General features: G+C 44.7%; 17 protein-coding genes, 2 tRNA genes and 1 pseudogene. 11 read left to right on the forward strand and 9 right to left on the reverse strand.

Annotated features, from left to right (window positions below):
- Positions 1-291: 291 nt before the first annotated feature.
- Both BUB86_RS12910 and BUB86_RS12915 read left to right on the forward strand, forming a co-directional pair.
- A pseudogene (locus BUB86_RS12910) lies at positions 292-435 on the forward strand (YccF domain-containing protein); the annotation flags it as partial.
- A 198-nt stretch (positions 436-633) separates the two neighbouring features.
- A complete protein-coding gene (locus BUB86_RS12915) occupies positions 634-1,176 on the forward strand; it encodes a hypothetical protein (protein ID WP_073210197.1) in 543 nt (180 codons plus the stop codon).
- Between the two features lie 293 nt (positions 1,177-1,469).
- On the opposite strand, the gene BUB86_RS12920 is transcribed toward BUB86_RS12915, so the two are convergent.
- From BUB86_RS12920 to BUB86_RS12955, 8 genes are all read right to left on the reverse strand, one after another.
- On the reverse strand, positions 1,470-1,916 hold the full coding sequence (locus BUB86_RS12920; protein ID WP_081373248.1) for a DUF4890 domain-containing protein: 447 nt from the start codon (positions 1,914-1,916) through the stop codon (positions 1,470-1,472).
- A gap of 356 nt (positions 1,917-2,272) precedes the next feature.
- Positions 2,273-2,346: transfer RNA gene (locus BUB86_RS12925), tRNA-Arg, on the reverse strand.
- 32 nt (positions 2,347-2,378) lie between these two features.
- Positions 2,379-2,452 (reverse strand) — tRNA-Arg (locus tag BUB86_RS12930).
- Positions 2,453-2,536: 84 nt separating this feature from the next.
- Positions 2,537-3,421, reverse strand: coding sequence for an AraC family transcriptional regulator (locus BUB86_RS12935; protein WP_073210201.1), 885 nt, complete (start codon positions 3,419-3,421; stop codon positions 2,537-2,539).
- A complete protein-coding gene (gene dapA, locus BUB86_RS12940; protein ID WP_073210203.1) occupies positions 3,418-4,305 on the reverse strand; it encodes a 4-hydroxy-tetrahydrodipicolinate synthase in 888 nt (295 codons plus the stop codon). Before dapA ends, BUB86_RS12935 begins: the two co-directional genes overlap by 4 nt.
- Before the next feature lie 83 nt (positions 4,306-4,388).
- Entirely contained in the window at positions 4,389-5,342 is a 954-nt protein-coding gene (locus tag BUB86_RS12945; protein WP_073210205.1) for an SPFH domain-containing protein, read from the reverse strand.
- A gap of 20 nt (positions 5,343-5,362) precedes the next feature.
- A complete protein-coding gene (locus tag BUB86_RS12950; RefSeq protein ID WP_073210207.1) occupies positions 5,363-5,815 on the reverse strand; it encodes an NfeD family protein in 453 nt (150 codons plus the stop codon).
- A 15-nt stretch (positions 5,816-5,830) separates the two neighbouring features.
- Entirely contained in the window at positions 5,831-8,212 is a 2,382-nt protein-coding gene (locus BUB86_RS12955) for a C10 family peptidase (RefSeq protein WP_073210209.1), read from the reverse strand.
- Between the two features lie 112 nt (positions 8,213-8,324).
- On the opposite strand from BUB86_RS12955, the gene BUB86_RS12960 reads away from it, so the two are divergent.
- From BUB86_RS12960 to BUB86_RS12980, 6 genes are all read left to right on the forward strand, one after another.
- The gene (locus BUB86_RS12960) at positions 8,325-10,685 is read left to right on the forward strand and encodes a TonB-dependent receptor (protein WP_073210212.1); all 2,361 of its coding nucleotides are present in this window, start codon (positions 8,325-8,327) and stop codon (positions 10,683-10,685) included.
- 224 nt (positions 10,686-10,909) lie between these two features.
- On the forward strand, positions 10,910-13,348 hold the full coding sequence (locus BUB86_RS12965; RefSeq protein WP_073210214.1) for a DUF4842 domain-containing protein: 2,439 nt from the start codon (positions 10,910-10,912) through the stop codon (positions 13,346-13,348).
- A 149-nt stretch (positions 13,349-13,497) separates the two neighbouring features.
- Positions 13,498-13,908, forward strand: coding sequence for a methylmalonyl-CoA epimerase (gene mce, locus BUB86_RS12970; protein WP_072289972.1), 411 nt, complete (start codon positions 13,498-13,500; stop codon positions 13,906-13,908).
- A gap of 35 nt (positions 13,909-13,943) precedes the next feature.
- A complete protein-coding gene (locus BUB86_RS12975) occupies positions 13,944-15,509 on the forward strand; it encodes an acyl-CoA carboxylase subunit beta (protein WP_073210216.1) in 1,566 nt (521 codons plus the stop codon).
- Between the two features lie 19 nt (positions 15,510-15,528).
- Positions 15,529-15,678: a hypothetical protein gene (locus BUB86_RS17705; RefSeq protein WP_175549504.1), complete on the forward strand. Its 150-nt coding sequence runs from the start codon at positions 15,529-15,531 to the stop codon at positions 15,676-15,678.
- Positions 15,679-15,680: 2 nt separating this feature from the next.
- Positions 15,681-16,109: a biotin/lipoyl-containing protein gene (locus tag BUB86_RS12980; protein WP_073210218.1), complete on the forward strand. Its 429-nt coding sequence runs from the start codon at positions 15,681-15,683 to the stop codon at positions 16,107-16,109.
- Positions 16,110-16,117: 8 nt separating this feature from the next.
- Here the strand turns inward: BUB86_RS12980 and BUB86_RS12985 are convergent, their stop codons facing one another.
- Complete coding sequence (locus BUB86_RS12985) at positions 16,118-17,170, reverse strand: hypothetical protein (protein WP_073210221.1); 1,053 nt, start codon at positions 17,168-17,170, stop codon at positions 16,118-16,120.
- A 110-nt stretch (positions 17,171-17,280) separates the two neighbouring features.
- Between BUB86_RS12985 and BUB86_RS12990 the strand changes: the two genes are divergently transcribed.
- Genes BUB86_RS12990 through BUB86_RS17060 form a run of 3 tightly spaced genes read left to right on the forward strand, consistent with a single transcriptional unit; the run spans position 17,281 to position 22,931 of the window.
- Positions 17,281-18,444: a PP2C family protein-serine/threonine phosphatase gene (locus BUB86_RS12990; protein WP_073210224.1), complete on the forward strand. Its 1,164-nt coding sequence runs from the start codon at positions 17,281-17,283 to the stop codon at positions 18,442-18,444.
- A gap of 24 nt (positions 18,445-18,468) precedes the next feature.
- Positions 18,469-20,037: a hypothetical protein gene (locus BUB86_RS12995; protein WP_073210226.1), complete on the forward strand. Its 1,569-nt coding sequence runs from the start codon at positions 18,469-18,471 to the stop codon at positions 20,035-20,037.
- Entirely contained in the window at positions 20,034-22,931 is a 2,898-nt protein-coding gene (locus tag BUB86_RS17060; RefSeq protein ID WP_081373250.1) for a sensor histidine kinase, read from the forward strand. The genes BUB86_RS12995 and BUB86_RS17060 overlap by 4 nt, the downstream gene beginning before the upstream one ends.
- Positions 22,932-22,934: the final 3 nt, after the last annotated feature.

Raw genomic sequence — 22,934 nt, forward strand, 5'->3', positions numbered from 1 at the left:
TTATATATTATAATATATAATAATTTAAAATAGATATATATGCCTCACTACTATACTATGCAAACACCTAATGCCGCGCTGCCGCACTGCCGCACGCCTTTGTGCGCAAAACGGTTGCGAAGATACTAAAAAACCACAAAATACAGGCCATCCAACATGCATACTTAACAATATTTTAATAGAAATATGAAATAGGCTTGCAACTTTTCGACTTTGGATTACGTCTAAAAGTTAGAGACTTTTAGAAAGAGATTAGAATGAAGACATTAGGAAACATCATTTGGATTATCTTTGGTGGGCGGCATCTGGATCTGGCTCACTCATGTATTCTATGGAGTCATTTTCTGCATCACCATCATTGGTATACCCTTCGGGAAGATGCATTTCCGTCTGGCAAAGCTGGCCCTGTCACCATTCGGTAAAGAATTGGTATAGTCTAATCCTTTGGCAGCTACTTGTACTCTCTGCTATCATCTATTTTTTAATTAAATAATATGGGAAATTCCTACTCAAGTTTAGGGATTTCCCATTGCCAGTTTAGGATAAATCCTTTTGAAATGCCGCGAAAAATGCCGTACTTTGCACCGTGATCAAGAAACAAATGTCGAACTTTTAAATATAGGAGGTACGATTATGAAGAAAACGATAGTGAGCACTAAGCGTTTGATGGTAATGGCAATGATGATGGTAATGACTATCTCGGCCCGCGCGATGAGCTATTCCGCAGCAAAGAACGAGGCACTGTTCCTGAGCGACAAGATGGCATATGAGCTGAACCTCACAGCTTCACAGTATGAGGATGTATATGAGATAAATCTCGATTATCTGATGAATCTCAACGGACGTGCAGATGTATTCGGAATCTGGTGGGATCGCCGCAATGCTGAGCTCCGCTATGTTCTCAATGCATGGCAGTACGACAAGTACATCACACTTTCTCGCTTCTATCGCCCCGTAGCATGGAAGGCTGGTGGATTTACTCTTGCCGTTTACTCTCACTACAACAGAGGTCATTTCTACAATGCATATCCAAAGGTATACGTAACATACAAGGGTGGAAAGCATCATAAGCCTGCTGTTCACAATGACAAGAAGCATGGTACCAACGAGCGTCACAAGGCTATGGCTACCAATAATAACCGTAGCATGTCTGGTCATTTTGCAGGTCGCAGATAAGTAATTGTTAGTTGAGTTAGAATATATACCTCTTAGGAGGCCCAAGGGAATCTCATAGTGATATGGGATTCTCTTTTTGTCTTTTCTTGCCACGAACTTCTTTCGTACCTTTGCAATATGAAAAAGTTCAATATCATACTCCCCGAAAGTTGGGCCGAATTGACAGACCTGCAGCTGCTCATGGTCTATCGTCTGTTCGCATCTGACTTGTCTACAGCAGAACTCCGAAAACAACACAAAAATTCGCCAGCGTTCTCCTAAGGAGTGCTGGCGAATCTGATTAAATAAAGTAGTTAATTTGAAGACTTCTTTTTGATATCCTTACCCTGTTTGTTACCTTGCTGTGGTTGCATCTTCTGATAGCTCTTGTACTGGTCGTCAGTTAGTATCTTCTTAAGTTTCAATTCATACTCCTGACGCTTTACCTGTTGCTGCTTCATCTGAGTCTTTTGAGCATCAGTCATTTCGGGGCAACAGTTTTTTTCCTTGTTATCAGTCTTTTTTGTCTGCTGCTTTCCATTCTTCTGATCGCACATACCCGGTCCTTGTAGTACTGATTCGTACTCTTTATTCAGAGCTGCCACCTTTTTCTTCTGCGTATCGTTCAGCTTGAGCTTGCTGGTCATCTGAGTAGTCATCTCTGAATGAGTCATCTTCTTTTGCGATGAATTTGGCTTTGTCTTAGCCTGTGCCATTGTCAGCATCATCAGCGCTACCATCATTAATACAATCTTTTTCATCTTTTCTTTCTTTTAGTTATACTTAAATTGATTTCTTTCGATGGTGCAAAGGTATTCATATTTTCTTTCCTACGAAAAATTATTCTGCGAATCACCCGTATATTTCAGCAAACGCATTCGATGTCTTTTGTCTGCCTTATTTTCTTAACTAAATTTGCACTAAATAATAAATATTGTTGATAATATGACCTCTATAATTCCCAAGCCCCAACCAACAGTCGCTCCCGAAGAATCAACATTCTCCTGGAACGCCTCAAAGTTCTTCTCCGACCTCACCGCCCGCAACAAATTATTCTCAGGAGTCATTCCCCTAAATGAAAAATGACCGCCATTTGGCAGTCATTTTCTCGTCTTCGTGATTCCGGCGGGATTCAAACCCACAACCTTCTGATCCGTAGTCAGATGCTCTATTCAGTTGAGCTACGGAACCCTGTTCCGTGGAACGATTGCAACCTTGAGAAGTGATTCCGGCGGGATTCAAACCCACAACCTTCTGATCCGTAGTCAGATGCTCTATTCAGTTGAGCTACGGAACCATTTCCGATTTGCGGGTGCAAAGGTACACACTTTTCTCGACTTGACCAAATGTTTTCGAGTTTTTTTTTGAAAAAAGTGCGTTTTTACACTATTATGCGAGTTTTATGATAGTTTTCGCGAAATTCTGAGGGGCTACAACCCTTACGTTTCTTAAAAATGCGATTGAAGTTGCTCAGATTGTTGAACCCACACTGATAACTGATTTCGGCTACAGAGTTGGTACTATCCACAAGCAAACGGCTGGCATAGCCCAAACGCTGGTCGATGATATACTCGCTGAGGTTGCGACCTGTATGCAGCTTGAAGAATCGGCTGAAGGCCGAAGGACTCATACCGGCGATGTTGGCGAGAGTGGTAAGGCGTATCTCGTTCTTGTAATTCTGTTCGATGTAGCTCTTCACCTTCTGCACGCGGCGGCTGTCGCTGGTAACCTCGACCTTGGCAAAGCTGCTGGAGGCCAGCGTATGGGCGCCATCGCACTTAGACAACTCGTAGAGAATGGTGAGGAACTGCATGAAGGCATAGAAGCCATCCTTGACCTGGCAGAGCGACGACAGCATGGGGTAAACGCGCATGATGGCATCCATGGGGAAACTGAGCCCCTTGCGAGCCTCCTGCAGCATGTGGCGCACGGAATTAAACGGATTGCGCCCAAACAGGCTCTCGTCGGAAAAATCGAACTCGAAGTGGACGGTGATTTCGTGGATGTCTTCGCTGGTACATGAGCCCTGCTCCCAGACGTGCTCCAGGTCGGGGCTGGTAATGAGCACCAGATCGTAGTCGCTTATCACCTCGTTAGAGTCGCCCACGATACGGCGAACGCCAGGGGCATGCTCTACGAAGTTAAGCTCGAAAACCTTATGATTATGGATGGGATAAGTGAACTCTTTTTTGCGGCGTTCGGCAATGTAGAGCACATCCTTACCCATCAGAGGCGTAATCTCGTGGATTACCTTGGATTCTATCATATCTTAAGCTCTTTCAGAATCTCGGCCATACGCTGCATGTTGTTGATGCGCATGGGCACAAGCGGCAGGCGGAGCACATTCTCAATGAAGCCCATCTCCGACAACATAGCCTTTACGCCAGCAGGGTTGCCATCGACAAAGAGCAGCGAGAACAGGTCGGTAAAGCGGTGGTGGATGGTACGGGCAGGATCGTACTCGCCTCGCATCTGGAGGCGGATCATGCGCGAGAACTCCTTAGGCAGGGCATTGCCGATAACAGAGATGACACCTACTGCGCCGCAGCTAACCATGGGGAAGGTGAGCGAGTCGTCGCCCGAGATAACATCGAAGTCGGCAGGCTTGTTCTTGATAATCTCGTCTACCTGCTCAAGATTGCCGCTGGCCTCCTTGATGGCTACGATATTCTTGCAGTCGCGCGCCAGGCGAACGGTAGTGGCAGCCTGCAGGTTAACGCCCGTACGACCAGGCACATTATAGAGCACTACGGGCAGCGATGTGGCAGCCGCAATAGCCTTGAAGTGCTGGTAGAGGCCCTCTTGCGATGGCTTGTTGTAGTAAGGACACACGCTGAGCACGCCGTCGATACCCTTGAAGTCGGCCGTTTTCAGCTCTTCGATGACAGCAGCCGTGTTGTTGCCGCCGCATCCCATTAAAATAGGTACGCGCGCCTGCACGTAATCTACTATAAGATCCTTGATTTTCTGCTTTTCTTCGCGTGTAAGTGTTGGTGTCTCGCCAGTTGTAGCGAGAATACAAAAGAAGTCGGCGCCATTGTTAAGCTGATAGTCTACAAGACGTATCAGCGCATCGTAGTCAACCGAGCCGTCTTCTTTGAATGGGGTGATGAGTGCAATACCAAGCCCCTTAAAAATATTGTGTACCATAAATCTGTAATCTTATCGGCTGCAAAGATACACAATTTAAATGAAAATCGCAGCAAAATGCTGCGATTTTTTTCATTTTAGTGTTATTCTGCTTTAAATAGGTCCTTAATACCACCAATTGAGCCAAGCAGATTAGTGGCCTCGTAAGGCAGGTAAACCGTCTTTGTCTTTTCGCCCTCGGCCAGCTCCTGCATCATTTGGATGTACTTCTGAGCCAGCAGATAGTTGGCAGGATTAGTGCTCTTGCCTACAGCCTGGGTAATGAGTTCGATGGCCTTAGCCTCGGCCTCAGCTTTACGGATGCGTGCCTGAGCCTCACCCTCAGCCTGCAGGATAGCCTGCTCCTTGGCAGCCTCAGCCTTGTTAACGATGGCGGTGCGCTCACCCTCAGAAGCCAGAATCTCGGCAGCCTTCTGACCCTCAGAAGTCAGAATCTGTGCGCGCTTGTTACGCTCGGCCTGCATCTGCTTCTCCATGGCGGTGAGCACAGAATCAGGAGGTGTGATGTCCTGCAGCTCTACGCGGTTCACCTTGACGCCCCACTTGTCGGTGGCATCGTCGAGCACGGCACTCAGCTTCTTATTAATAGTATCGCGCGAGGTCAGCGTCTCGTCGAGCTCCAGTTCACCGATAATGTTACGCAGGGTGGTCTGGGTAAGCTTCTCGATGGCGTTAGGCAGGTTGTTGATCTCGTAGGTGGCCTTGAACGGATCTACAATCTGGAAGTAGAGCAGCGCATTGATTTCAGTCTGCACGTTATCCTTGGTAATCACGTTCTGCTTAGGGAAGTCGTACACCTGTTCACGCAGATCGATAGTGGTTGAGTACATATAGCGGCCGTGGTGAAGCACTACGATAGACTTGGCGCGATCGATGAACGGGATGATGATGTTGATACCCGGCTGGAGGGTGGCGTAATAACGCCCCAAGCGCTCGATAATCTTGGTTTCTGACTGTGGAATAATAACAAGCGTCATCTTGGCAAAGATAATCACCAAAACCACGATGGCAATCAGGATGTAAGTTGCAATGTCCATAATAATAGTTTTTTAAATTGTTAATGAATTGATTCTACTGTGATGATGGTGCTCTCGCGACCTACAACGCGAACGCTGGCACCCTCGGGGATGTCGGCCTGCTCGTGGGTTACCGACTTCCAGATGTCGCCATCAATCTGTACTCGGCCGTAGCCACCAGCTTTCACGGTCTCTACTACCCTGCCCTCGCGGCCCATCAAGGCATCGGCATTACTAACGCGCTTATCTTCGCCCTTATGCAGATAGCGCTTGGCAAAGGGGCGCACATAGAACAGGCTGAGCAGCGTAACGATGGCAAACACGGCTATCTGGATATAGATACCTGCGCCCAGAGCTGCTATGATGGCGGCTGCGGCGGCACCAATGGCGAAGCAGAAAATAAAGAAATCGCCCGCCGTGAGTTCAAGAATCAGGCAGATAACGGCTACTACGGCCCACAACTGCCAAAGATGTTGCATGATATAGTCGATCATAACGCAAATAAGAGTTTAATTGTTGATTACTTTCTGTTTATTAATAATGTATATGCCCTTAGGCAGGCTCTTGAGCTGCGAGGCCTTGCCCACACGCACACCACGCATATCGTAGACGTCGGCATCAGCTGGTACATCCTGCTTGATACTCTGGATGGCTGTGCCCTCTACCAGATGATATATTGCACTATATTTGTATGAGAAATATGATTTGCCATCCTTTTCAAACAACTCGAAATTGAGAGGGAACGGGTCATTGCCATTCCATCCCATGAACAGCGGCAAATAATAATTGCCAACGGTAAGATTATCGAAACTAAATGAGAATTCTACCGTTTCGCCAACAGCAATTGGCTTATAAGGTTTCTGAACATCCACTCGATTGAGACCATTCGCGCTGGTACCGCCGTACAATTCAATATTAATTTGATCATCATATACCTCTGAACCATAATTAGTAATGTAGGCCTTACCACTCAACGTAGTTCCTGTAGCAGCATCGTTCCAACCATAAGAAGTAGATTTTGCACCATCAACCTCTAAATCCATATGCAGAGCCATACCTGAAATAGAGGAGACTTCAATCGCATCACCCTGTTTATTAAGTTTATCGCTAGAAGAACTGAGATAGAAAGTAAAGTTGCCTGCACGCTGTGGTGTATACTTCAGCACTACGGTACCTGTTTCGCCTGGATCAAGGTTTGTACCACCACCCGTTAATAACTGGAATTTATTGCTACCCTCAGCAATGCTGGCATTACCCCACAGGAAGATAGGAGCATTACCATAATTATTTTTATCAGTAAGATTAATGGTGAAAGTGATGGGCTCGCCCACCTTTTTCGCTCCACTAACATCAACACTGTTAATGGTAAAATCTGGTTCGGGACTCTTAATGGCATAACGTCCGAAATTCTCAGTAGTCAGGGTATTACCACTGATGGTAACTTCTGTATACATAAAGATGGAGTTCATGGCCCAGTGCCATTCCGTCTTACCTGATTCACGGCTAAGGAACCTTATCTGGTATTTGCCATCATCAAGACCTTTACCAAATGTCAGCAGGTTAGTTTGCATTCCCTTTAATCCATATCCGTATTCAAAATTCTTATCACCTTTACTATCCATAAATGTATACTCTTCAAGAACCTTTACAAGCTCACGATCTTTATAGAGTGCCACACGATAATCGTACGAGCGTGTAGCCTCAGGCATCGCCAAATTATAGAAGCTGAAATTGATGGCAAAACCAGTGAAATTACCAGAGGATGTACGATTAAAGCTACTCTTATCACCAACAACATAAACATCGCGCAACGTATAACGTGTAGCATTTTCCAACGCAGTAGTAGCTGGCTGGATACCAATAATAGCCTCTTGATCCAATGAATAGCCACTAGAACCCGCATTTCCTCCTGTATACTCATATTCTGGGTCGAGCACAGATATCAGGAAATAGCCATCGCTATAACCACCCCATCCCCAGTTTACATGGTAATAGCCCGTGCCATCTTTAAGCTTATATCCATCGATAACAAACGCATGACCAGCAATACCTTGACCCGACGAGCACGAATTACCTCCATATAATACAGGGCGTTTGGCAGCCAACTCAGCATATATCAACTCATCCCACGATTTAGCCGTATAAGCAGTACGCAGTACAAAGTCAGTAGTCTCAGCATAACCGTAATCATTGCGCAAGGCTTCGCATGCATCCAGTGTGCGAGCACTAGATCCATCAGAAGCATACTCCATAAATACGCTGTTACCACAATCTGCCATCAACTTGGCCACAGCATTAGCAGCTGTACCAGTATCAGTCGATTTATAGGTGGTGGTCATCTTATCCCAATCGTAGGTAGATGGGCACTTGTGATAATACATAATTTGAGCCATAGCTGTGGCAACACATCCTGTGGGATAATGTACGCCTTCTTTATCTTTAGGGCATTGCAGATTGTAAGGTTCGCTCTGATTCCATTGCGTCTTAACCAGTGGCTCGATATCAGCATGTGTATCTACTAAGCCTCGAGTTTTCGCCGTGGTCTTAGCAACATTGCTATATGCCTCGAGCATGGCCTTCATGGCAGCTGGAGCAGTGGCAGCATAATACGGCTTACCATCACCAAAAGCCAATACGGCAGGCAACTCATCATCGGCACTTATCACCACATAAGCATCGGCTGAGTTAAACACATAGATACCAGCATCATCGCCATCGGCAACGCCGGTTATAGCGCGTGTAAGACTAAGGTTAGCACTACGCGTAGCTGGTATTGTGCTACGCAGAAAATTAGTGGCTGATTTACGAGCCGTCTCCTCATCAACAGGAGAAGCTTGTACTAACGAGATACAAAACAGGTATACAAACGCTGTAAGTATAAACTTCTTCATTAATATTGCTTTTTAAAATTCACTGTGCAAAAATAGAAATTTTTATCAAAACAGCCAAGAAAAAACGAAATATTAGCAAATAAAAATACATTTTTAGCGTTATATTATCAGAATGAGACTCAGTTTGAAGCTATTCATCACCATATTGATGCTCGCTATGAGCACCTTGCAGATAGTCGCCGACGACTTCACCCTGAAGGGGAAAGTGATCGACGAAGAAGGGCGTGCACTGGAACTGGTAACCGTATCGTGCGCCGCTCAGGGAAAGGTAACCATGACTAATCTGAAAGGTGAGTTCAGCATCGGTTTACACACGGCTGATTCAGTAGAAGTAAGGTTTACGATGGTGGGCTACGGCGTGAGAAAGCGCCTTTTCCGCAAGCCCAAGGGAAAGATGACGGTGCAGATAGTGATGCACACTGCTGCCACACTGAGCGAGGTAACAGTAACCCAGCGCCGCCGACAGACATCGCAAACAGAACAGCTGGACAGAAAAGACCTGAAACAGTCGCCATCTACCACAGGTAATGCCACTGAGGAGCTGATACAGCAACAAGCTGGCGTATCGACCCACAACGAGCTGTCGTCGCAGTATAATGTACGTGGCGGATCGTTCGACGAGAACTCTGTTTACATCAATCAGACTGAGGTTTACCGTCCATTCCTTATCAGCAGCGGGCAGCAGGAAGGGCTCTCTGTTATCAACCCTGATATGGTAGAAAAAATAGGTTTCTCGACTGGTGGATTCGAAGCCAAATATGGCAACAAAATGTCGTCGGTTCTCGACATCACCTATCGCCGCATAAAAGGCTTCGAAGCCAATGCCACGGCATCGCTATTAGGAGCAAGCGCATTTGTGGGCTACGGCAACAGCCGATTCTCGATGAGCCACGGCATCAGATACAAGACCAACAGATACCTGCTAGGCTCTATAGAAACTACGGGAGAATACAGACCTAATTTTATTGATTATCAAACATATATAAGTTATAATCCAAGTAAAAAATGGACGATAGATTTAATAGGAAACATATCGGATAATCACTACAACTTTAAACCAGAAAACCGCGAAACAAGCTTTGGTACACTGGCCGATGTAAAGCAGTTTAAGGTATACTTCGACGGTGAAGAGAAGGACCGGTTCAGCACCCTCTTTGGAGCGCTTGGAATCACACGAAACATCAAAGACTCTACAAGTATAAAATTACTGACATCAGCATTCCACACCAAGGAGCGCGAAACATACGACATAGTAGGTCAGTATTGGCTTAACGACACCCAGACACAAGAGAGCCTGGGAGTGGGCACATATATGGAGCACGCACGCAACTATCTGACAGCCGACGTACTGAGTTTTAAGCTGATAGGTCATCATCGTACCCGCTACCACGACATGGAAGCCAGCATCTGTTTTAAGACTGAGAAAATAAAGGAGCAGAGCCGCGAATACGAAATGCGCGACTCGAGCGGATACTCCATACCCCACTCTGCCGATCGTCTGGATCTGATTTACACGCTGACTGCCAACAACAGCATCAGCAGCAATAGGATTGAGGCTTATCTGCAGGACAACTACAGATGGAACAAAGGCAACAACTACTACACACTAAACTATGGAATCAGGCTCACAAACTGGTCATATAACAAAGAGACCACCGTATCGCCTCGTGCATCGCTGGCCATCGTTCCAGCCTTCAACAACGATGTCACCTTCCGTCTGGCAACAGGCATTTATTATCAGGCACCATTCTACAAGGAAATGCGTGATACGACAACAGTCAACGGCATAACAACAGCCGTATTGAACGACCACATAAAAAGTCAGCAGTCAATACACTTCATCGCAGCTGCCGACTATCGTTTCAAGATGCTGAACCGCCACTTCAAATTCACCGCCGAGGCCTATTACAAAGCCTTATCAAACCTGATACCATACAACGTACAGAACATGAAGATAACTTACTACGGCGGCAACATCAGCAAGGGATACACCACAGGACTGGATCTGAAACTATACGGCGAATTTGTGCCGGGAACCGACTCGTGGCTCACACTATCGCTGATGAGCACCCGGCAGAAGCTTAACAACGTGTGGATACCCATGCCTACAGACCAACGCTGGGCCGTAAACCTGCACTTTACCGACTATTTCCCTGGCACTGAAAGATGGAAGATGACATTACGACTTGCCTTTGCCGACGGGCTGCCATTTGGTGCTCCACACCGTGGATTGGAACAGCAGCAATACCGCGCCCCTGCCTACAAACGAGCCGACATCGGCATGAGCTACTGTGCCCTGAAAAACGCAAAAGGAATTAAAGGCATTTGGTTAGGAATAGACTGCCTGAATCTATTTGGAATATCGAACGTAAACAGCTACTATTGGGTTACAGATGTGAGCAACACACAGTGGGCCGTACCAAATTACCTGACGAATCGCCAAATTAATGCGAAAATTGCCATAGAACTATAATATTTGTTAAAATTAGACAAATATTCAAATCACGCGCGTACAATATAAATAAAAACGATTATCTTTGCACAAATTTAGGAAGTTTGTTTTAAGTATATTTGGGAACTAATAAAATAGAAATAGAGATGAAAAGGAAATCTAATTGGGTACTAACAACAATTTTAGCTTTAAGCAGTTTAAACAGTTGTACGCAGGAGTTTAACTACGACCCGTCTGATGAGATTATGAGTAACGCCGAAAACATTTTCGGTCTCATCGACCCTAGTCAGGACTGGCGTACCGTTACTTCTGGAACTGTAACCATCACTGCTAATGCCGACCTTGATGATATTGCTAAGGTTCAGATTCTTACAGAGTCGCCCTTCTTTAATGACCAGGCTAAGATTCTTGCTGAAGCCGATGTTACTGCCGGACAGACAGTAAAATTAAACTACGATGCCCCAAGATCAAACAACCGACTGATTGCAGCCTGCATAGACAGCAACGGAAAGTATTATATTAAGGGTTTCAATATCGAAGACGAGAATATTAGTTTCAGTTCTTCCACCCCTGCTACCACTCGTGGTTTAGGCATCACCAGAGCATCGTCAAGCCTGCCCGACTTGTCGACTATTAGTCTTGATTTCAGTTCGTCATTCAAATCGTATAACGCTATTCGTTCTACTAAAAACAGCGAATGGATAGGCAAAAATTGGGAACAAGACCGTTTGTGGCAGCCTGTCGGTTCTTTAAATTCCAACGGTTGGACAATGTCCAATTCGGTTATTTACAAAGACGCCCCAGCTTTATCCGATGAGGATGCGGCAACCCTTCAGGATATATTCGATGCTTCGCTCAGTCGATATGTAAACGGCAAACCAAGAAATAATCTGCAGTATATCAACGAGAGTAGCACTGTGAAGTTATTCGGCAACCATCTGGAAAGTAACGGCAAGGCTGCGCTCACTCTATGCCCTGTTCAGATGGCTTCTACCGAGGCCTGTTGGTGCAGCATCTATTATTATTACTACAGAACAGCGGATATTCCAACAGGAACCACAGAAGCCGACTACATCAAGGCCTTACCAAAATTCAAGGCTATCGACGTGACTGCCGAGAGACGGGCATTCAGCGCTAATTCCGGAATCGCTATAGATGATAAAGACCCTACATTCCAAAGATTGCACGAGTATCTGCTACCTTTCTATGGTAATGTTTCAGAGTTCTCACTACTGCCAGCCAGTCTGCTATCAAATGGCTATACCACCGATGGAAAACTCTATCGCATCTACAACTATTCTGATAATAAATACCATTTTATCACCAATGGTGGTCGAGACGACGACTTGAAGGCAGAATACACAGAAAACGTTGAGGAACAGCTCTGGCAGATTTTTGAAAACTCATCTGATGGTACCTTTATGTTCTACAACGTTGCATCAAAGAAATTCCTTTGGTTTCCAGAGGATCAAAATAGCAACAATAACCGCCCTTATTTAAATGACATCACCGAAAGTTCTTTGCAAAAATATAAATTCTATATTACCGACAGTAAAATTAATCCAACAGATAGCAGAACCCAAGTCTATATATACATATATAACAAAAGCAAATGCGTAAAAGCTGACGCAGGCATAAAACTGGGAACTGGTGCTAAGAATTCTACGAACGAATATAGAGAATGGACTTTCGAGGAGTATTCACCCTCACCAGTAGCTGCTATTACAGATTTCGAATTGCCTATTGCCCTCTACCCATCTGACCATATGGTTCCCCCAAGCACAACACCTTCGGCTATTATTCCTGAGGGCTATCGTATCGGCTTTATGATCAGAAAGAATGGTGGTGAAGGTGTTTCAGAAAAGACATCTACCGAAAAACAAGGCTGCTTGTACGGATATGGCGAATTGAATACAGAAATCAATACCTACGGACAGTTTAAGACAGCTGTCAGCTCCTACGGCATGGAGTTGAATTCACCACGTATGGCAACATTCAACGCCAACAACAAGGTTTACCTCTGCTTCGAGGAAGGAGCCGACACACAGTATAGCGATGTCATCGTAGAGATTGGTAGTTCTGGTGAAACCGGCGTATTAATGTTCGATGATGTACCGGAAGTAGCCAATCTTCCATATACCATGTGTTTCGAAGACCGTCCTAATGTGGCCGACTACGATATGAACGATGTAGTACTGCGCTGTATCCGCAAATCGCCTACACAACTTGAGTTGTCGCTGATTGCAACAGGTGCACAAGACCAAGTTTATATCGAGGGTATTGGAGGATCACTGGTGAGCGGAACAGAACTTAACAACAAGGAGGTTCACGATCTGTTTGGTGTTTCCAACGATACTTTCGTCAATACCGAGCTGTCTGCAGGCGTGATCTCCGCCGTATCAGCAGTCTACGAGGTAAGTGAGTCAACTACCATTCCGCAGTTCCTCACTAACATCTATATCCGCAACTACTCACAGGCAGGTAATGAGATCCGCGTGCCAGAGAAGGGTGAACCACCATTTGCCCTGATTGTTCCAGGCGATTTTAATTATCCGATAGAACGTGTTAGCATTATCAATGCATATACCGCCTTCAGGACTTGGGCTAACAACGCCTACAACTATGGAGCATGGCAGGATTCTTACGACGAAAGTAAGATTTACACCAACCCATATAACAGATAATTGGTAATAACTCGAATAAAAATAGAGATTGTGGCACATTTCTACGCTACAATCTCTTTTTTTTAATAAAAAAAGCAAAATAAGCGTGTTTTCTCATATAAGTTTTGTACCTTTGCACATCGGAAATAGTAATTCTAAATTTTAAGGTTATGAAGATTTCGCACATTGAGCATCTGGGCATTGCCGTCCAGAGCATCGAAGAAAGCCTGCCGTTCTTTAAGGACGTGCTCGGCTTGGAGTGTTATGCAACAGAAGTTGTTGAGGACCAGAAAGTGAAGACCGCCTTCCTGAAGTGTGGCGAGGTGAAACTTGAGTTGCTGGAGCCAACATCACCTGAAAGCACCATCCAGAAGTGGCTTGACAAGGGCAACAAGGGTGTACACCACGTAGCATTCTGCGTAGAAGATGGCGTAGCTAAGGCACTTGCCGAGGTTTCAGAGAAGGGTGTACGCCTGATCGACGAGAAGCCACGCAAGGGAGCTGAAGGACTGAACATTGCATTCCTGCACCCAAAGTCAACCTGTGGAATCCTGACAGAGCTCTGTGAGCACCCTGAGTAACAAACCGAATTTTATCATATAGTAACATAAAAACAATGAGCAAACAATTAGAAAAAATCAAGCAACTCATCGAGAAGCGCGAACAGGCACGTCTCGGTGGTGGTGAGAAAGCTATTCAGAAACAGCACGATCGCGGTAAGTATACTGCTCGTGAGCGCGTAGAAATGCTGCTCGACGAGGGTTCGTTCGAAGAGTACGATATGTTTAAGGAGCATCGCTGCCATAACTTCGGTATGGAGAAGAAGCAGTTCCTTGGCGACGGCGTTGTTGCCGGTTCAGGTACTATCGATGGTCGTCTGGTATTCATCTTCGCACAGGATTTCACTGTACACGCAGGTTCTCTGTCGGAGACTATGAGTCAGAAGATTTGTAAGGTTATGGATATGGCCATGAAGATGGGTGCTCCTCTGATTGGTATCAACGACTCAGGTGGTGCACGTATCCAGGAGGGTATCAACGCTCTGGCTGGTTATGCTGAGATTTTCGAGCGTAACATCCTGGCTTCAGGTGTTATCCCACAGATTTCAGGTATCTTCGGTCCTTGCGCAGGTGGTGCCGTTTACTCTCCTGCCCTCACCGACTTCACCCTGATGATGGAGAACACTTCATACATGTTCCTCACAGGTCCAAAGGTAGTAAAGACCGTTACTGGCGAGGATATCGATCAGGAGCACCTGGGTGGTGCATCAGTTCACGCTACTAAGTCAGGTGTTACTCACTTCACAGCTGCTACTGAGGAAGAGGGTATCCAGATGCTGAAGACTCTGCTGAGCTACATCCCATCAAACAACATGGAGACAGCTCCAATGAAGCCTTGCACCGATCCTATCAACCGTATGGAGGACACTCTGAACGAGATTATCCCAGAAAATCCTAACGAGGCTTACGATATGTACAAGGTTATCGCTGCTATCACCGATAACGGCGAGTTCTTCGAGGTTCAGCCTAAGTTCGCTAAGAACATCATCGTTGGTTTCGCTCGCTTCAATGGTCAGAGCGTAGGTATCGTTGCTAACCAGCCTGCTTGCTACGCTGGTGTGCTCGATGTAAACGCCAGCCGTAAGGGTGCACGCTTCGTTCGTTTCTGCGACGCCTTCAACATTCCTATCGTATCACTCGTAGACGTACCAGGATTCCTGCCAGGTACAGGTCAGGAGTACAACGCCGTTATCCTGCACGGAGCTCAGCTGCTCTATGCTTACGGAGAGGCTACTGTACCCAAGATTACCGTTACGCTTCGTAAGTCTTACGGTGGTTCTCACATCGTTATGGGCTCTAAGCAGCTGCATACCGACCTTAACTACGCATGGCCATCAGCCGAGATTGCCGTTATGGGTGCATCAGGTGCCGCTGCCGTACTGTACGCTAAGGAGGCTAAGGCTAAGAAGGAAGCTGGTGAGGACGTTAAGGCATTCATCGCTGAGAAGGAAGACGAATACAATGAGCTCTTCGCTAACCCATATCAGGCTGCCAAGTATGGCTACATCGATGATGTGATCGAGCCTCGCAACACTCGTTTCCGCATCTGCCGCGGTCTGGCTCAGCTCGCTACCAAGCGCGACTCGCTGCCAGCTAAGAAACATGGTAACATACCTATGTAATTGACAGTTATAATTAAGTATGAATAAAGAAGTATATGCTGCTATTGCCCTGGCCCTGCACGAGCATCTGGGAAACAACGTTCACGACGTTGAAACGGGCATCATTACAATTAACGCTCATCCCACACAGTGGAATGGCTATGCACAATCATTCACTCAACATCCCTAAACATGAAAGAATACAAGTATACCATTAATGGTAATAAGTATGAGGTTGTGGTAGGCGATATTACCGATAATATTGCTACTCTGACCGTCAATGGCGAACAGTATACAGTAGAAATGGAGAAACAGGCTGAACCTGAGAAGAAAAAGCCTGTAGTAAAGCCCGCAGCTGCTGCATCAAGCAGCGCTGAGCCCACAGCCAACAAGGCTGCCGTTAACAAGGCTAACGCCGTTAAGGCTCCTCTGCCTGGTGTAATTACTGACATCAAGGTTGCCGAGGGTGACGAAGTGAAGGCTGGCGATACTGTTGTAGTACTCGAGGCAATGAAGATGGCTAACAACCTGGCTGCCGAGAAGGATGGTAAGGTAACAGCTATCTGCGTAAAGATAGGTGAGAGTGTAATGGAGGACGATGCTCTGATTGTTATTGAGTAAGTTTCACCTTATGATACTGGAGAGAGGATAACCTTAAAGTTATCCTCTCTTTTTGTTATCTCCATCACGTGTTTGTGTCCATCGCTAAACGGTGTTAATGCCAGCGCCACATGTCCCATCGTACGACGCAGATTAATCTCCACACATGGATGCAACATAAATCCTTTATTATCATCACCTGCTACAATCATCATATCAACGCCAAACGGCCCCTGATATTTTCTGCTGAAAGTTTCGCCAAGGCAATCACATATCTTTTTCTTCACACTATCAACAAAAGTACTTGACAGATAACCACTTAAAACTTTCAGTTTATCTTCTTCTGCTGCTATCAGATTACCTGTATATGCACCATTTACGGTATGGAATAACGATAATCCCAGATAATCAACCTTACCCTCACCATCACTCTCAAACTCCATCCCAAAGTCCATCACCTTATTATAATAAGGCTCAATCATCACGCTGCCCTGTTTTTCAATCACGTTGCTAATCCAACGTTCTTGATTAGCATCGATAGTATCTGCAATGAACCTCACCCCTCGCCCACTACTACTCCAAGGTGCCTTTACTACAATATGCCGATGTGCATTCATGAATTGATGTACCTCATCGATACTGACGGCCTCTTGCGAAATGCCGATAACCCCTTCCATCTGCAATTTCTCCAATAACCTGGCCCCCTGACGTCGATGCGACAGATTACGAATCATAGCAATTTCATCTTCTGAAGATACATTATCCACACCATACCTCAGCAGAAACGAACGCAGAGCCAAATCCCACCCCCAAGGTTCCACCTTATTAATATATAGGCGACTTAATTGCGTTTTATCAACAAACTGCTTAGGTGCTAGCCCTAACTCAGCACGCAATTGCCCATAGGCTATTTCAGCCTGTTTTACATCATCCACCAAAATATAATCATCATCGCCAGCCCAGATTGCAGGAATAAATCCCAAGTCTGCACGCAGCTGACGTCCGGCTTGCGGGGCTGTAAAATTACTCAGATTTGCAGCCAATGCCAAGTCATGTTCAGGGTTAAAAACAAGTAGTTTCATCTTATCAGGGGACAAATATAAAGAAAAATTTTCAATTATCTACTAAAAAATTTGGTAATATCAAACTTTTGCCTTAAATTTGCAAATTATTATTAACCAAACTCAACTTTATGGCTGTAAAAATACTTAGTGTAGATGACGAGAGCGATTTGGAATTGCTGCTCACCCAATACTTTAGAAGGAAGATCCGTAAGGGAGAATACGAGTTCTCTTTTGCCCACAATGGGCTTGAAGCACTAGCCTTGCTTGTTAAAAACAAGGATTATGACATTATCCTTTCGGATATTAATATGCCCGAGATGGACGGATTGACGTTACTCACGAAGATCAATGAGATGCGCAATCCTGCTCTCAAATGTATCATGGTTTCTGCTTATGGTGACATGGGAAATATCCGCCAGGCCATGAACAATGGCGCCTTCGATTTCGCCACAAAACCAATAGATCTAGACGACCTGAGTGTTACTATCGAGAAAGCAATCGAGCAGATCAAATACATCCGCGAGATGCAACAAGAGCACACCCAGCTGGAGTCAATCAAAGGCGATCTGGCAGTGGCAAGCGAGATTCAGCAGGCAATTCTGCCGCGAATTTTTCCACCATTTCCTGAGAACCAGCATCAACTTGACATTGCCGCATCTATGAACGCAGCAAAAGATGTTGGAGGCGATTTCTATGACTTTTTCCGCATTGATGATGACCACATCGGCTTTGTAATTGCGGATGTAAGTGGTAAAGGTATTCCAGCTGCCATCTTCATGGCTGTGAGCCGTACATTGATTCGTGCCACAGGAATTCGTGGCGGAAAGCCATCAGAATGTCTGAAATATGCCAATCAGTTGCTTTCCAATGAGTCAGTGAATTGCATGTTCGTCACAGTCTTTTATGGAATCTATACAATCAGCACAGGCGAAATCACCTATTGTAATGGCGGTCATAATCCCCCATACATCCTGAAGCCAGACAGCAGCGTAGAAATGTTACCTATGCCTAAAGACTTCCTGGTTGGTGCTATAGAAGGACTGGAGTATCACGACATGCAAATGAAACTAGAACCTGGCGAAACACTCGTAATGTTCACAGATGGCGTGAATGAGGCAATGAATATCGACTTCAAGATGTTTGGTGATGATCGATTGGAAGCATCGTTAAAGAAATGTGCCGGTATGGATTGTCAGCAGATTATCGACACGGTGAGAGCCGATGTTGCAGCCTTTGTTGGTGAAGCAGAACAAAGCGACGATATCACCCTATTTGCACTCAAGAGAAAGTAGAATCAAGCTGTTTAAATACACAACGTGGATAAGAAAGTAATCATTACCAGTGTTGCAACTCTCATCTTTGCAGGTACTACAATCGTAGGATTCAAGGGATGGAACTCGTCAAAAAAGGAGATTGACGATTTGAAGGCTCAGTTAGCCAATCTTCAACGTCAGGAAAAGCGTTCAGCCGTATTGCAAAGTGTCAGCAAGCAAATGGAGGATATTGCTTATGAACAAAAGAAAATCTCGGATGAGCAGCGTGAAGAGGCGATAGAGCAAACCAAGGTTGCAAACGAGATGCGTCAGCGTTCTGAAGTAGAGCGGCAACATGCCATTTTAGCTCAACAGCAAGCAATGGAGTCTGAAAGGATGGCGGTTAATGCTTATGACTTGGCAGAAAGCCAACGAAAAGTAGCAGAAGATAATAGGCGTACTGCAGAATCGCTAAGTTATCTGGCCTTAGGGCGTTCACTCGGAGCGCTAGCATCCACGCAGTTTAGAGCAGGCAATGAAGAGATTGGCAATCTGTTAAGCTATGCCTCCTACCTATATACAGAGCGCTATCATGGTGACGTGTATTATCCTGCCATTTATCAAGCACTTGCCCAATCGAGTAAAAGCCAGAATGAATGGAGCCGACATGCCAGTGCTGTCCAAAGCATTTCTTTTATGCCTAAAAGCGATAAGCAATTAGTGTCCGCGAGTACCTATGGCGAACTTCTTTTTCATGAACTTAACGGAAACCAACTGAAAACAACCGAGCTTTTCAAAAACAAAAACTACGACTTCCGCGATGTCTATATTCACCCTGCCAATGACGGAATCTATGCCATCAGTCGCAACGGTTACTTATATATTAAAATAGGTAATGACGTGAAGATGCTTGAGTTACCTATGTTAGTTAAACCCTTTAGTTTACAATTGTGTCATGATGAGCAACACCTGCTCCTTATTGGCGAGAATAGTATTGCAGAGCTTAATATGAGCAACAACACAATAGTTGGCTCCAAAGATTTGGGATTCAAGGTAATGCTGACAGCACGTGTGAATCACTGCCCCCTACTATTTGATGACAAAGGACGTATGCATACAGTTATGAGTCTACAAAAGATTGACACACAAAAGATTCCAGTAAAAGGACAGGTAACAGCATTTGCAACTTCTAACACTACAGGTTTCCAGGCTTATGGCATGAAAGACGGCACGATCTACCTTTATGATAAGAAAGGAAACGTACGTACCCTTGTGGGACATCAATCTCGCATTTCCAAACTGAAGATTGATGGAAATCGTGTATTCTCATCTAGCTACGATGGCACTATCAACCTTTGGATTGCTACTAGTGAAAAGGTTGATCCTATCACCTTGTTCACCAACAACTCCTGGATACTCTACTTCAACTATGACCGTAAGAAGAATTATCTGTGGGTAGGTGACGAGAAAGGTAATCTCTCACAAATACTGATTTCTGTACCTATGATGGTAGAGAGAATCAATAACAAACTGAAGCGTAACTTTACGCAAGACGAATGGAATTACTACATTGGTGAGAAGGTACCATATGAATCATTCATTTCGACAAAAGGAAAGGAGGCCAAACGATGAAACGCGCATTACTCTATGGCATGATGTTATTCTATGCCTGTATGACTGCAGCTCAGGGCATACCTTTCATCAAGAACTATACCGCCAATGATTATCATGCCCACAACCGTAATTTCGATGTGGTAACAACGAATAACGGTAGTGTGTTTGTGGCCAACTTCGAAGGGTTACTCTATTATGACAACGTAGAGTGGCGAACCTTACATACGCCTGGTATTACACGTATCACTGTGGTTTATTGCGACAAGAATGATGACGTTTGGACAGGTGGTTATAACTATTTTGGCAAGATACAGCGAAAAGCAAATGGCGATCTTTATCTTATGACCATTGGCAAGCAGGGGCAATTCAGAGGTGAAGTACAGGAGATCTGGGAAGATAAAAATGGTACTCTGAATTTCTTCGTGAACGATGGTAATATTTATGAAGTAAAGGGAAACAAAATCTCTGTTAAGAAGAAGATTAGCCAGGAGAATATGGCCATCGGCCTATCAGATGTTATCAACATCAAAGAACTAATTGAGAACGGCAAAGCAGAAGTACTATCAGATATCACTCAAAAAGAGCCATTAGGAAATGGTTTGAATGCCGTTGTAAAACGTGGACAAGGTCTTGCGATTACAGACAATAATGGTAATGAAATCTATACAATTACCGAAGCCAACGGCCTTTGTACGAACAGCGTTGTTTATATAAACTACGATGGGCATGGAAAGCTTTGGGGAGCTACAGATAACGGTATCTTTTCGATAGCCATTCCATCGGCATTCTCTCGCTTCACACGAAATGAGGGATTGGCAGACGAGGTATTGTCAATCGCCGTCCTCAACGGGAAGAAATATGTAGGAACAATCGGTGGTTTGTTCCGCCAAGAAGGCAAGCGCTTTGTCAATGTGGGTATAGGCAATCATAGTTGTTGGCAATTACTAGTAACCTCACAAGGATTGTTAGCCGCAACTTCTAACGGCATCTACAGTATTGCAACCAATGGCACTATCAGACAATTGTCTAGTATGGGATCAACTGCGATTCTTGATCTTGGAACGGAGATTCTGAGTGGCGAGATGGATGGTGTATTTTCTATCAGCAAGTCTACTGGTGCACGTAACATGCTCTGCAAACTGGAAAAAGTTTCCAAAATCATCAAAGACAAGAAAGGCACTATCTGGATTCAGAATATCTATGGTGAGGTGTGGTGCCAGCAAAACCAGAAGAAAGGTTTCCAGCCCCATCATTCCAAGAATACAGATGCTATTGCGACTATTGTAGAAGACAACAATTCGGTGATGGTGGTAGACGCAGAGGCAGAAAAGCCATTCCCCTATCCTCTTTTCTCATACCTGGATCCTTCAGGTGTAACATGGCTCACCAATAGCGAAGGAAAGAAACTCTACAGATGGAAAGATGGTAAAAAATTGGACGACATAAAATATCTGCTGCGACCTATCAACAAAGTAACCACACGCGCCATGCTCGCTCAAGATAAAGAGATATGGTTAGGTAACGATGCTGGTTTTACAATTATCAATGCAGCAGTCAACGACCCTGCTTTACAATCAAATCCAAAATTGCTGATACGCTCTATCAAACTGAGAAATGATAGTGTGCTTTGGGGAGGTTATGGAGAAATGCCAACCAAACTGCCACAAATTAAAAACGAGGATAATAGTATCACATTCACTTACTCGCTTGATTTTGTGCCAATGATTGGCGAAACACTTTATCGTTATCAGTTAAACAACAGAAAATGGAGTGATTGGACTGACGACCAGGAAATAAGTTTCCCCAATCTTATCGCAGGAAGATACACCTTGAGAATTCAGGGCCGCGACGGTTTTGGACGTGAGACGGAAGTAGTGTCTATCGATTTCTGGATTGCAGCTCCATTCTATCTTAAGTGGTATATGATCTGCCTATATCTTTTTCTTTTTGCTTCTCTCATTGGTGGATTGGTAAAACTAAGACTACGCAGTCTGCAAAAAGATAAGCAGAGACTAGAGAAAGTGGTTCAGGAACGCACAGCAGAGGTCGTAAAACAAAAGGACGAAATTTTGGAGAAATCAAATAGTCTGGAAAAAGCACTTGACGACCTTCATAGTGCCCAAACACAGTTGATACGTCAAGAGAAGATGGCAACTGTAGGTAAATTAACACAGGGTCTAATTGACCGTATCCTCAATCCGCTCAACTATATTAATAATTTCTCAAAACTATCCGAAGGTCTCGTAAAAGACATTGAAGCCAATGTCGAAGACGAGAAAGAAAATATGAGCGAAGACAATTATGAGGATACATTAGAAGTATTGGACATGCTGAAGGGTAATCTGCAGAAGGTAGGCGAACATGGCGTAAACACCACCCGCACACTGAAAGCAATGGAAGAAATGCTGAAAGACAGAACTGGCGGCGTGGTAGAAATGGATCTTGCAACTGTTCTCAAACAGGACGAGGAGATGTTCAACAAATATTATGCTGAGCAAATAGCTCAATACCATATTACCTATCAATTCAACTATCCAGAGTCTGGTCTGATAATGCGTGGAAATGCTGAGCTATTAAGTAAGACTTTAATGAGTATGATTGGAAACTCTATTTATGCAATCATCAAGAAAGCCCAACGCAATCCTTACGATGCCACACTTTCACTCGATGCAAAACTAGCAGACGGTGTCATTACGCTCGTAATAAGAGATAATGGAATAGGAATTGAAGAGAAAATTATCGACAAAATATTCGACCCATTCTTTACGACAAAGACTACTGGTGAGGCTTCAGGTATTGGACTTTACCTGAGTCATGATATCATACAGAACTATGGAGGTAATATAACCGTTGAGTCTGTTAAAGATGAATATACACAATTTACGATTACGTTGCCCGCAATAACAGATTAACTT

The sequence above is a fragment of the Xylanibacter ruminicola genome (assembly GCF_900142525.1).
Lineage (GTDB): Bacteria > Bacteroidota > Bacteroidia > Bacteroidales > Bacteroidaceae > Prevotella > Prevotella ruminicola_A.